General features: G+C 60.9%; 8 protein-coding genes. 4 read left to right on the top strand and 4 right to left on the bottom strand.

The window, feature by feature from the left end:
• Positions 1–70 precede the first annotated feature (70 nt).
• Complete coding sequence (locus IPI01_20360; GenBank protein MBK7260109.1) at positions 71–1,675, bottom strand: peptide chain release factor 3; 1,605 nt, start codon at positions 1,673–1,675, stop codon at positions 71–73.
• A gap of 224 nt (positions 1,676–1,899) precedes the next feature.
• Between IPI01_20360 and IPI01_20365 the strand changes: the two genes are divergently transcribed.
• The 3 genes from IPI01_20365 to IPI01_20375 are packed head-to-tail and all read left to right on the top strand — an operon-like array spanning position 1,900 to position 5,499.
• Positions 1,900–2,535, top strand: coding sequence for a Crp/Fnr family transcriptional regulator (locus tag IPI01_20365; protein MBK7260110.1), 636 nt, complete (start codon positions 1,900–1,902; stop codon positions 2,533–2,535).
• Positions 2,532–3,278, top strand: coding sequence for an iron-sulfur cluster repair di-iron protein (gene ric / locus IPI01_20370; protein MBK7260111.1), 747 nt, complete (start codon positions 2,532–2,534; stop codon positions 3,276–3,278). The genes IPI01_20365 and ric overlap by 4 nt, the downstream gene beginning before the upstream one ends.
• Positions 3,279–3,288: 10 nt before the next feature.
• Entirely contained in the window at positions 3,289–5,499 is a 2,211-nt protein-coding gene (locus tag IPI01_20375; GenBank protein MBK7260112.1) for a nitric-oxide reductase large subunit, read from the top strand.
• A 101-nt stretch (positions 5,500–5,600) separates the two neighbouring features.
• Here the strand turns inward: IPI01_20375 and IPI01_20380 are convergent, their stop codons facing one another.
• On the bottom strand, positions 5,601–7,247 hold the full coding sequence (locus IPI01_20380; GenBank protein ID MBK7260113.1) for a T9SS type A sorting domain-containing protein: 1,647 nt from the start codon (positions 7,245–7,247) through the stop codon (positions 5,601–5,603).
• Between the two features lie 232 nt (positions 7,248–7,479).
• On the opposite strand from IPI01_20380, the gene IPI01_20385 reads away from it, so the two are divergent.
• Positions 7,480–9,000, top strand: a complete 1,521-nt coding sequence (locus tag IPI01_20385; GenBank protein ID MBK7260114.1) for an AMP-binding protein — start codon at positions 7,480–7,482, stop codon at positions 8,998–9,000.
• 23 nt (positions 9,001–9,023) lie between these two features.
• On the opposite strand, the gene IPI01_20390 is transcribed toward IPI01_20385, so the two are convergent.
• Together IPI01_20390 and cysK are read right to left on the bottom strand one after the other, a co-directional pair.
• On the bottom strand, positions 9,024–10,397 hold the full coding sequence (locus IPI01_20390) for a hypothetical protein (protein MBK7260115.1): 1,374 nt from the start codon (positions 10,395–10,397) through the stop codon (positions 9,024–9,026).
• 291 nt (positions 10,398–10,688) lie between these two features.
• Positions 10,689–11,603 (bottom strand): cysteine synthase A, encoded by a 915-nt coding sequence (gene cysK, locus IPI01_20395; protein ID MBK7260116.1) that lies wholly within the window; start codon positions 11,601–11,603, stop codon positions 10,689–10,691.
• Positions 11,604–11,770 lie beyond the last annotated feature (167 nt).

Below are 11,770 nucleotides of genomic sequence, written 5' to 3' on the forward strand. Positions count from 1 at the left end.
TGCGGGCGTCTGTTCACCCGCATCATGAGAATACCATTACTATAGAGAGAAAAAACGTGAAGCGCAAGACTCAGGCTCCCGGACCGTCGTCATACGGGGCCTCCGACAGCAGGATCGACGTATGCTTCTGCGTGAAGACCGAAAGCGCCCAGTCCCCGGGAAAGAGGATCACGGTCTGCCCGCGTGCATCGTCAGCAATGATCGCGCCGGTCGGCAGGATGCCGGGGGTCAGGGTCGATCGGTCGACCGAGGGGTGCACCCATCGGGCGAATTTCCAATCCGTCGCACCCAGATCCACCTCGGCCCCGTATTCAGATTCCAATCGGAATTTGAAGACCTCGAACTGCAGGGGACCCACGGCGGCAAGGATGGGGATCTGGGTCGCCGAACCCCTCGGCTGGAATCCCTGAACAACGCCCTCGCGCAGCAACTGATCCACACCCTCGCGGAACCGCTTGAATTTCGACGGGTTGGGATTGCTCAGAAGTGAGAAGCACTCCGGCGGGAACCGGGGGATTTCATTGTACACGATCGCCGGATCCTCCGTCAGCGTATCGCCTATACCAAGGATCGATTGGCCGACGAAGCCGACGATATCGCCCGCCACGGCCTCATCCACCGTTTCACGGTCGCGTCCGAACAACTTGGACGCATTGGAGAGACGGATCGTTTTGCCGCTCCGCGCATGCGTCACCGTCATATCCCGTTCGAACCTGCCGGAACAAATGCGGAGGAACGCGATGCGATCGCGGTGGCGCGGATCCATGTTCGCCTGGATCTTGAACACGAAACCCGAGAAGGTCTCGCTGTCGAGTTGCACTTCCACGCCATTGCTCGACCGCGGGCGCGGCGGATCCGCATACTTCAGGAACCCATCGAGCAGGAGCTGGACGCCAAAATTGTTCCGCGCGCTTCCGAAGAAGACGGGCGTCATGCGGCCTGCCCGCACCGCGTCAAGGTCGAACTGCGCTCCGGCATGGTCGAGCATCGCGATCTGTTCAAGAAGTATCGCATGCTCGTTCGGGTCCATCCGCTCGTTCACGATCGGGTCGGAAAGAGAACCGACCTGCTCGGGGACCCGGTAGGCACCGTTCGATCCGAATTCGAAGAGATGCGCCTCCTTCTTCATCCTGTCGTACACGCCGCGGAAATGAAAGCCCGTCCCCAGAGGCCACACCATCGGGAACGCCGCGATCCCCAGCACATGCTCGAGCTCGTCCAGAAGCTCCAGTGGGTCCATGGTCGGACGGTCGAGCTTGTTCATGAACGTGAAGATCGGAATGTGCCTGCGCCGGCATACTTCGAAGAGCTTCCGGGTCTGTGCTTCGATGCCCTTTGCCGAGTCGATGACCATCACCACGGCATCGACCGCCGTGAGCACACGATAGGTGTCCTCGGAAAAGTCCTGGTGCCCGGGGGTGTCCAGCAGATTGATGCGGTACCCGTCGTAATCGAACTGCAACACGGTGGAACTGATGGAGATGCCGCGCTTGCGCTCGAGCTCCATCCAGTCCGATGTGGATTGGCGCTGGTTCTTCCGCGCCGTGACGGAGCCGGCAAGCTGGATGGCGTTGCCATGGAGAAGGAACTTCTCGGTCAGTGTTGTCTTTCCCGCGTCCGGATGCGAAATGATCGCGAACGTCCGGCGGCGCAGGATATCGTCTTTCAGCCCCATGGTCCCTGATGGATATGCATAAAGTATTAATATACGAACAATGCGGGTTCGCTGCCACTCTCCAGACGGCCGGATGCCACTCTCCGGCCGCACAGAGTGCTACCCGGGAATCAACCACGGCACACCTCGTTCTATGAGATAGGTCATATACACCTCATCCGCGGAATGATGAGATTCTCTCACCAGCACGGAAGCCCGGTGCTTCCGGAAAGCAGGATCCCGACATGATCGCAGATGATATCGTCACCACATTTGGCGCACGCCTCCGGCACCTCGACAGGAACGAGGTCCTGTTCGCACAGGGTGATACAGCATCGCACTTCTACATCGTCCGCACGGGCAAGATAAAAATGATGACCCACACGGAAGAAGGCCGCGAGTTCGTCCAGGGGTATTTCACCGACGGCCAGAGCTTCGGGGAGCCCCCGTTCTTCCTGAACGAACCCTACCCCGCCTCCGCCGTCGCCATGATCGCCGGTGAGGTCTGGGCATGCCCGCGCGACGGATTCCTCACGCTACTGCGGGAGAACCCGGGGATACACCTCGCAGTGACACAGGGACTCAGCAGCCGGCTGTTGTACAAGTCGATGATGCTGACCGAGATCGCGGTGGAAGAGGCCGAGCACCGACTCACCACCCTGATCGAGTATCTTCGACGGGCAGAAAGCGGAACAGGGACCAAACGGTCATTCCGGGTCCCGCTGACCCGCCAACTGCTGGCCGATATGACCGGCCTCCGCGTGGAAACGGTCATCCGGTCCATCAAAGCAATGGAACAACGAAGACTCCTTTCGATCGATACCGACGGTAAGATCGTTTGGAGACACGCGCAGACACAACAGAAGGAAGCAGGGCCATGACATCACTCAACACCACAACGCTCAAAGAGATCGTGACGCAGGATTTCCGCGCCGCGGCGATCTTCGAGAAGTATGCGCTGGATTTTTGCTGCAACGGAGGCGTCACGATCGAACAGGCATGTGCCGCACGGCGCCTCGATGCGGCGCCCATCATCGCAGCTCTCGGAAACCTCGGCCGCTCCCCGCTCCCTCCCGACGACCGCTTCACCCGGCTGGCCCTCGAAGACCTCATCGAGCATATCGTCACCGTCCACCATTCCTATGTCCGGGACGCGATCCCCACACTCCTGACGCACACCGCTAAGGTTGCGCGCGTCCACGGCGAACGGCACCCTGAAGTCGTCACGATCGCGGAACGATTCGCTGCCGTTGCCGAGGAACTCCAGCATCACATGATGAAAGAGGAACGCATCCTCTTCCCCTACGTCACCGCCCTCGCGCGTGCACGCCGTGAAGGACGGCACATGGCTCCTCCGCCGTTCGGGAGCGCGGCGAACCCCATTCGCATGATGGAAGCAGAACATGTTGCTGCCGGAGATGCCCTCGCGACCATCCGGTCGTTGAGCGACACCTACACGACCCCTGCGGATGCATGCACGACGTACCAGGTGACGTATCAGGAGCTCCGGCAATTCGAAGAGGACCTCCATACGCATGTTCACCTCGAGAACAACATCCTGTTCCCCGGTGCCATCGCGCTGGAGAACGGGGCGGCAGCGGCGCACCGGTCACCTATCGCATAAGGGAACGATCATGAAGGCATATTGGACAGGTTTCGCCGCTGTACTTATCCTCTCCTTCGCCGTCCTGGGCTGGGTCGGCGTCTCGATCTACCAGAAGGCCCCGCCCATCCCCGACAGGGTGATCACGGCGGACGGAACCGTCGTGATCGACGAAGGAACGATCAGTGCTGGCCAGAATGTGTGGCAGGCACTCGGCGGTATGGAGGTCGGTTCCGTCTGGGGGCACGGGAGCTACGTTGCGCCGGATTGGAGCGCTGACTGGCTGCATAGGGAATGCATGTTCATACTCCAACGGTGGGCGGGAAGCGACTTTGGCCACAGCTACGAGTCACTGGCGCCTGAACAGCGGGCGCAGCTCGCCCGGCGGTTGCAGGAACTGATCCGGACCAATACGTATGATCCGGCGACCGGCACACTGACCATCGACCCGATCCGCGCCGAGGCATTCCGTGCGAACGTGGCATACTACAGTGATATCTTCGCCAACGGGCGTCCCGAGTACGCGATACCGAAGAACGCGCAGCCGGATCCCAGGAAGCTGCAGCAACTCGGGGCCTTTTTCTTCTGGACCTCCTGGGCCGCCGCTGCCAACAGGCCGGGGGAGAATGTCACCTACACGAGCAACTGGCCGCACGAGCCTCTCATCGGCAATGTTCCCACCGGCGACGCAGTGGTATGGACCGGTGTGAGCATCATCCTGCTGCTTGCGGGCATCGGCGCTATGGCGTGGTATCATGCATCGCTCGAGCGGACGCCGGCATTGGGCGAGATCCCCAAAGAAGATCCACTCCTCGATGCGTCACCGACCCCATCACAAATGGCAGTGGTGAAGTACTTCTGGACCGTCACCGCCCTGTTCCTGTTGCAGATCATCGCCGGTGTGGTGGCAGCCCATTATGCCGTCGAGGGCGACGCCTTCTACGGCTTCCCGTTGTCGTCGATACTTCCCTACAGCGTGGTGCGGACGTGGCATACGCAGTTGGGGATCTTCTGGATCGCGACGGCATGGCTGGCCGCAGGCCTCTACATCGGGCCCGCGGTGAGCGGCGTCGAACCCAGAGGCCAACGCCTCGGCGTGAATGTCCTCTTCGGCGCACTCGTCGTCGTCGTCCTCGGGTCCATGACAGGCGAGTGGCTCAGCATACAGAACGTGCTCCCGGATGAACTCTGGTTCCTGTTCGGACACAGCGGATATGAATACATCGATCTGGGCCGGATCTGGCAGATCGCACTGTTGGTCGGACTGTTCCTCTGGCTCTTCCTGCTGGTCCGCTCGATCCTCCCGGCATTGCGGAAGAAAGATGAACAGAAACCGATCCTCACCCTGTTCCTGATCTCTTCCGTTGCGATCGCCTCGTTCTATGCCGCTGCCCTGATGTACGGCAAGCACACCAACCTGGCGATCGCGGAATACTGGCGGTGGTGGGTGGTGCATCTGTGGGTGGAAGGCTTCTTCGAGGTGTTCGCGACGGTGGTCATCGCGTTCCTGTTCGCCCGGCTGCGGCTCGTCAGCGTCGTCGCGGCCGGCAAAGCGACCATCCTCGCCGCAACGATCTTCCTGTCGGGCGGGATCATCGGCACTCTGCACCACCTCTACTTTTCGGGCACCCCGACGATCGTGCTCGCGCTGGGTTCGGTCTTCAGCGCTCTGGAGGTCGTGCCACTGGTGTTCGTGGGGTATGAAGCGTGGGAGAATATACGGCTCTCGCGCACAACGGCATGGGTGGTGCGGTACCGCTGGCCGATCTACTTCTTCGTCTCGGTCGCGTTCTGGAACATGGTGGGTGCCGGACTCTTCGGGTTCATGATCAACCCCCCGATCGCGCTGTACTATATGCAGGGGTTGAACACGACCCCGGTGCATGCACATGCAGCGCTGTTCGGCGTGTACGGGATGCTCGGGATCGGACTCATGTTGTTCTGCCTCCGGGCGCTCCGACCGGCGGCGGTCTGGCCGGATCGCGCACTGTCCTTCACCTTCTGGTCGATCAATATCGGGTTGATGGCGATGGTGGTGATCAGCCTCCTGCCCGTCGGACTCATGCAAACGTGGGCCTCCGTGGAGCATGGCTACTGGTATGCACGGAGTGCGGAATTCCTGCAGACGGACGTGATCGCTGCATTCCGGTGGTCACGCGTGGTGGGCGACACGATCTTCACGGCGGGCGTCCTGGTGCTCTCCGTGGTCATCGTCCAGATCTCCCGGAGACTCCGGCGATAAGCAGACGGGGGTTGACGAGTATCGGGTGGTACGGATGAAACGCAACAGGCCCGCCCCGGAACAACGGGACGGGCCCTCGCGCGCTTTCACCACACCACCACCTATTTCATCAGCATCATGCGGATCATGCTCGTCTGACTGCCGGCGCTCAGCCGGGCAAAGTACACGCCACTGGCGAACCCGCCGGCGTTGAACGACGCCGCATGGCGGCCCGCAGGCATGTCGCCATTCACGAGGGTCGCCACCTCCCGGCCCAACTGGTCGAAGACCACGAGCCGCACCTGCCCCGCTTCCGCGGTCTGGAACGCGATCTGCGTTGCCGGATTGAACGGATTGGGATAGTTCTGTGACAGCGCGAATGCCACGGGCCCGTCGGACTCCACTCCCGTCGTGCTCATCACACGGATCGGTTCGCTGACATGGACCGAACCATCGAGGTCGACCTGGCGCAACCGGTACCAGCCCTCACCTTCCGGCGCGCGATCAACGAACGTGTAGACGTTCGCCTCACCCGTCGTACCGTGCCCGGCAACGAAGCTCCCCGGAAGATCGGTATACGTGACGCCGTCGGTGCCAAGGCGCTGCACGAAGAATCCATAGTTGTTCAGCTCGCTGACGGTCTGCCACTGGAGCGAAACGCTCTCGCCGGTCTGCGCTGCGACGAAGGACGCGAGCTGGATCGGAAGAGGTGCTGCATCCGAGGCCAGGAAGATCTCCCTGTCACTGGCGTCACTCTTGTCATAAAAGATGTGGCGGGCGTAGTCCAGCGCAACCGACGGAGAGCGGCCGGCGTCCACGGTCTGCGGCACACCGAAGCCGGAACCAGTATTCTCATTGTAGGCGATATGGTCCGTGCCGTCATTGTACGCAATGGCAACGGTCCCACCATAGACAGCGATCGCGCCCTGTGAACCCGTAACGAGCGCGCCACCGGTCCAGGAAGTGGTCATCACACCAAAGTACATCATGCTGCCCGAGTAGTACAGAACATACGCATTCCCCGATGCATCGAGGGCGAGGCTGTTCTTGCCCGTGGTCACGCCGGCGTTCCAATCGAATCCTTCGCTGCCACCGGAGCCGGACGCTGCATCAGTGACGAAGGCCAGGTTCTTGCTGCTCCAGGACGCCCTGCCGCCCCAATTCTGCGCCTCAAACACGATGTGGTACTTCCCATTCCCATCGATCTTGATGTTCGGATTATAGAAGTAGTTACCCGAACCGGAGTCGTACCACCCATCGGCGATCACCGTCTCGGCAAAGGAGCCGGTGGTATTCTTCGCATACACGATCTCGCCATATCCGTCCCCGTCCGTATTGCAATAATACACGATATGCGCGTGACCCGACCCATCCACATCGATGTCCACGAATCCGACCGAACTGTAGGCAAGGGCACCCGGCGTGCTCCAGCTTCCTGACGCACGGTGGGCGTACATGGCCGATCCACCCGAGATGTACACGATATGCGGAATACTCGCGCCGGAGACGGCGATCGCAGGGTTCGATCCCGGACCGACCAGCTCTTCGTCGTCGATGTTCAACTTATAATAGATGTTCCCGTCACGTGCATACGCAACATGGGTGTTGCCGTCACCATCCACGGCAGCATCGACAGAGCCGTCATCGATGGCATTGCTGGTCATCTGATACGGAGTGAATGTGATCTGGGCATTCGCTGTGAACACTGAAGTACCAATGAGCAGACAAAGGGATGCAGCAGTCAATGTGAGGACCATGAAGCGGTTCATGCAACCTCCGGAAGTGCGATTCATGTGATAGAGCGTCATAGGCGTACTGCAGGTGAAGCGTGGAACAATATAGCACACGAGAAGCGCGACGCATGTGACCATGGTCACGGGACGTGCAGGACCCGGGAACCGATCGTGTCGGCTTTGCGTTTGCCTGCGGTTGACAGATTTTCTTGTGGCTTTTTACGGGGCTTCTGGCTACCATCATTCTGCACCTACCGGGAGGTCCCCCATGCTTCTACATCAAGCGTTCGTCCGCAGCGCAAAAAAGTATTCCGGCAAGCTCGCGATCATCGACCGCACCCTGGGCCGCCGCGTAACGTATGGCAAAGCCCTGATCGGTACACTCATTTTGGCGCGGAAGTTTGGCGCCTACGATCCTGGCTTCCTCGGCATCATGCTGCCGAACTCCGCCGGATCGATCCTCGCGATCCTCGCGACGCTCATGAGCGGGCGGACACCGGTGATGATCAACTATGCAACAGGCGCTGCGGGGAATTGCGAGTTCGCCCAGAAGAAATGCGCGTTCCGCACGATCATCACCTCGCGCGCCCTGTGCGAAAAGATCGGGTGCCGCCCCGTGGAGGGCATGGTCTTTCTCGAAGACATCATGGCGAGCATCGGGCCGGTGGACAAAGTGCGCGCGGCACTCAAAGCGCACCTCCCCACCGACAAGCTCCTGACCCGCATCCACCGCGGGGATGAGGATGAGACGCTGGTGATCCTCTTCACCAGTGGGAGCGAGAAGGAGCCCAAGGCCGTCCAGCTCACACACCGGAACATCACCGCCAATTTCGAAGGCATCACCAAGGCGTTCACGTTCGTTCCCGAGGACATCTTCCTCGCCAATCTCCCCTACTTCCATGTGTTCGGACAGACGGCGAACCTCTGGGTGCCGCTCGTGGTCGGGACAACCCTGGTCACCTACGCCAACCCGCTCGACTTCAAGACCATCTGCGACGTTGTGCGCGAAGAAAAAGTGACCATGATGGCAGGGACCCCGACCTTCTTCTGGGGATATCTGCGGAACGGGAAAGAGGGTGATTTCGATACGGTCCGTATCCTCCTCACCGGCGCGGACAAGTGTCCCGACGGCCTGCGGGACGGGTTCCTCGCAAAGCACAACAAGGTCCTGCTGGAAGCGTACGGCGCAACGGAAACCAGCCCGGCCATCACCATGAATACGGTGGACCACAACCGCCCCGGCAGCGTGGGACGGCCCATTCCGGGCATGGAGGTGCGCGTCGAGAACTACGAGACCGGCGAATCCTGCGCGGCCGGCGAGATCGGCAAGATCCTCGTGAAGGGTGCGAGCGTGATGAAGGGGTACTTCGACGATTTCGAACAGACATCGCTCAGCATCCGGCACGGCTGGTACGACACAGGCGATATGGGGTATGTGGATCCTGATGGATACCTGTGGCACGTGGGCCGGCTGAAGCGATTCCTCAAGATCGGTGGAGAGATGGTGTCGCTGATCCGTGTCGAGGACGCGATCCAGAAGGTCATCGCACCGGATATCGAATGCTGCGTCGTTGAGATCCCGGACGCACTTCGTGGCGCGCGCATCGTTGCGGCACTGACCGGCCGCATCGACGAGAAGGCCGTGATGAAGCAGCTCGCGCTGCACCTCCCGCCGATCGCCATGCCCTCGCGCTTCGTCTATGTGGATGAGATGCCGAAGATGGGGAGCGGCAAGATCGACTTCCGCGCCATAACAGAAACGGTGCGGGACATCGTCCAGCACCGTTGAGTTGCACGCCTCTCCCCGTGGGATCAGAGGCCGTAGCTTGAGGGCAGGAACTTGTGGCCGTAGGTATCGGCCATCTCACCGATGAGTTCTCCCTCGGTCTCCGGCATGTCGTCAAGCGCCGCGGCGATCTTGCCCAGCCACTCCATCTCCCTCGGCACGAGCGAGAGCTTCCCTTCCTGCTGCGCCCGCGCGATGAGGGTCACGGCGGTGCGGGCAGCGGCCACGGTCTGACGGTATGGATCGGGCGCGCCAACGATGGCCTGGGCGATCGCAACGGTCGACTCCGGCGACAGGACGAGTGCCTGCGGGCTCAGCCCGATATCCGACTGCACCAGCAGCGAACGGTACTCGGCGGTCTTCTTCTGGCGTGTCGCTTCATTGAAGATACGGCAGTCGTATGCCAGCAGTTCCAGGTAGGCCTCCGGCGCGGAGCCCGATAGCAGCCGCAGGTTCTGCACCGACTCATTGCTCCAGAGATCGCACATCGCCGCGGCGACATTCCCGACCGGACTGAAGTGTGCGCAGCTCGCCGACTTTCCTTCCATCGCGATCGGCGTTCCCGTGATCGCCTTGATGACGGGGCCTTCATACGCGCAGTCCTTCGACGGGCCCTTCGCTCCGACACGGTACGCCATAAGGCTCCGCACCACACTGGCGGCACGGATCACCGCGGCAAGCACTTCCGGCAACATCCCCTGACCCGCAAGCTGCATCGCGGTGTTCGCAAATCCGCAGGCAGAATCCGCCCCGGGCACGACCCTGTGCTTCGATGCCACATCAACGATCATGGTCCAGAGGAACTCCATGTCCCTGGGGGCAAGAACGCCAAGCGCGAACATCGCACCGCGGACGTCGCCGTACATCAGCGCCTCGTCGTGGACTTCCTTCCCGCCCACCGATTCGATGGAGAGGATGTCCGCACCGGCCTTCGAGCATTGTTCGAACGATGAACGAAGCACATCCCATTCCTCGCCGGAACGGAGAAGCGGTGGCCGCTGGCGGTCGCGCACGTCGGTCGGCGTCACGCGCAGCGCACACGGCAGTCCATAGGCCTCGTGGGCTTTCTTCAACGCCTCATGGAGGATCGCCGTGATCTCCGCTCCCCACTCCGGCGCCTCGGTCATCGGAGGCAACAACTCGAACTCCAACACCAACCCGGGAAGATGCAGGCGCTTCCCTGCGCGGATCACCATGTCCGCGATCTCCTGATAGTGCTTCCGCACATCGGCCCAGGTGGCCTGCTCGATGGTCATCGTGGGGAGCGTGAAGTTCAGCTCAGGATAGACCTGCCCACCCCCGATGGTGATGCCGAACCCGCAGTGCACGGGTTTGGGTGAGTGGCCGAAACAGAGCGCATCAGGATCGCTGATCGCAAGCGAAGAGTAGGAGTTGGTCATGTGGATCGTCCTGTCGGAATATGGCGAGATTGACAGAAATATACGACGGTCGAGTGACCAAATGCAAGGAATGAAACGCTGTTTACTCTATGAAACTATCAATATCACTGACAGGTTTGACTATCCTGGTGCCCGGATACACCCGTAGGGGCCGGGCATGCCCGGCCCCTACAACAAATCCACATCCGAGGCATCCGCGATCCGTTGCCTGATCATGCCCCGAATGCACGTGTAGGGGCCGGGCATGCTCGGCCCCTACAACGACCCCACCCCAGAACCTCTACGCATGCACTACGCGAATAACCCATCGATCGACAAATACCGCTCTCCCGTGTCGTAGTTGAAGGTCAGTACCCTGGACTTTGCCGGGAGCTCGGGTAGCTTCTTTGCCACGGCAGCGAGCGATGCACCGGACGAGATCCCGAGGAAGATCCCCTCTTCCTTCGCCGCACGCTGCGCGTACTGGAACGACTCTTCCTTCGTCACCTGGATGACACCGTCCAGCAGTTCCTTTTTCAGGATCGCGGGCACGAATCCTGCACCGATCCCCTGGATCGGATGTGGGCCGGGCGCACCGCCGCTCAAGACCGGTGACAGGGCCGGCTCTACGGCAAAGACCTCCAGGTCCGGGAACTTCGCCCGCACAACTTCCGCGACGCCCGTGATGTGCCCGCCGGTCCCGACGCCGGTGATGAGAACATCCAATCCCTCCGGAAAATCCTCAAGGATCTCCCGGGCAGTCGTATTCCTGTGTACCTCCACATTCGCCTGGTTCTCGAACTGCTGGGGGATCCACGCGCCGGGAGTCGCCGCCGCAAGTTCCTTCGCACGCTCGATCGCTCCCTTCATCCCCTTCTCTCTCGGCGTCAGATCGAACTCGGCACCATACGCCGACATGATCCGGCGGCGTTCCACCGACATCGATTCAGGCATCACGAGTATGAGCCGGTATCCCTTCACGGCCGCAACGATCGCCAGCCCGATACCGGTGTTTCCCGAGGTCGGCTCGATGATCACGCTCCCCTGCTTCAACACCCCGCGCTTCTCCGCATCCTCGACCATCGACAATGCAATGCGGTCCTTGATGCTCCCGCCGGGATTGGCGCGTTCCAACTTCACCCACACTTCACGGTCGCCAGGGAACAACTTGCTGAGCCGCACCACGGGTGTCCGGCCGATCGTTCCGAGAATGTTCTGTGCTTTCATCCTTCCTCCTCTATTCGAATGTGGTTATCAATTGTCCATTGGAATTATCAATTATCGATTATCCATGGATCATGGATAATTAAAAAGGCCCCCCGGTCGTCCGAAGGGCCTCAACAATGAATACAACGTCAGTGCGCTCTTACGAGCATGGCACGGCCGCCGCCCTC

The sequence above is a fragment of the Ignavibacteriota bacterium genome, assembly GCA_016707525.1.
Lineage (GTDB): Bacteria > Bacteroidota > Ignavibacteria > UBA10030 > UBA6906 > JAGDMK01.